Here is a 1203-nt window from a genome sequence, read left to right on the forward strand (position 1 = left end):
CTTTTGAACTTGCCTTTTGCTTTGTTTAACATTTTTACCTCTCCTTTAAATTATTTATTAACAAAAGCAGACACTCTATTAAAAAATATCTGCATTGTTTCCAATATATTATGATTCCCACCATTAACAAGCTTGTAAAATTTTGTACTAATATAGTAAAATATTGTATTTTTATTATATTTTACTTTGTAAAAATATACAATATATTTCTACAATTTACCGAATATTTGTGCATATTCACTAGATACATTTAACTTTTTTGTAATAAATTGCACCACGGTTGTAAAATATTGTACTTAATGCATATAGATGTAAAATATTGCACCTCATTTACATCAACATTAACTTTTTTATACCTGATTTTTTCCAAAGCATCTGATACTGATAATTCCTTTTCGAGAATAAATAATATTATGGACACAACAAATAACAGAGCAACCAGTACTAGAAAGACTTAGTAAGGATTGCACAAAAATCGTTGCTTAAAAAAATATGGAAACATAATTCCAACTGTAAACTAGGATCTCGAAGCTAAAATAGACATAGTCAATACAAAAGCCGCCCGTTAAAACAGGCGACTTTTGAAGGCTATATGAGTTGCTGTTAATCTTAATGTCCAAGTGTCAAAGTACCAACGTTAGCTGCACCACTGGTACATATGATATAAAGAGTGTGACTTCCGCTTACACTGCTGAGGTTACAACTTTGGTTTGTATAAGTATCCCAACCGCCAGTTGAGTTGAAATTCAGTGTACCAATTTGTGTTCCGTAGTAATTGTCAATAACTACTTTGTAGCTACCGCTTTGTGCAGATGCAAGATTGAAGTTTAAGTAAGTTGCACCTGAAAGATTAACGTTATCGAATTGTATCCAATCGCCTACTTTCCAACCACCTACAGCACCTGTCCATACGTTTAGGCTGCTGCTGCGATTGTTGCACTGCCATGAATTGAGGTTAATATTGCCGGTATTTCCACCAGTATCTCCGCCACCAGTATCTCCACCACCAGTATCTCCGCCGCCTGCGCTGCCTTCGCTTACTGTTATATTGGAGCTTCCGCTGCTCTGGTAGCCTTCAGTTTCAACTATTTGGTAATCGTGACTACCCATTGTCCATCCTTTGCTCTTCCAAGCATTAAAGTGGTTTGCAGTAGTTACACTTCCGCTGGATCTCTTTGAAGTACGTACACTCCAGTATTGATA

1 protein-coding gene is annotated in these 1203 nt (G+C 35.6%); it reads right to left on the reverse strand.

The features are described 5' to 3' along the window. Positions 1–609: 609 nt before the first annotated feature. On the reverse strand, positions 610–1203 hold a 594-nt coding region (locus L323_RS27320; protein WP_020814824.1), incomplete at its 5' end, for a glycoside hydrolase family 11 protein.

Source organism: Ruminiclostridium papyrosolvens C7 (assembly GCF_000421965.1).
In the GTDB taxonomy this organism is placed as follows: domain Bacteria; phylum Bacillota; class Clostridia; order Acetivibrionales; family DSM-1351; genus Ruminiclostridium; species Ruminiclostridium papyrosolvens_A.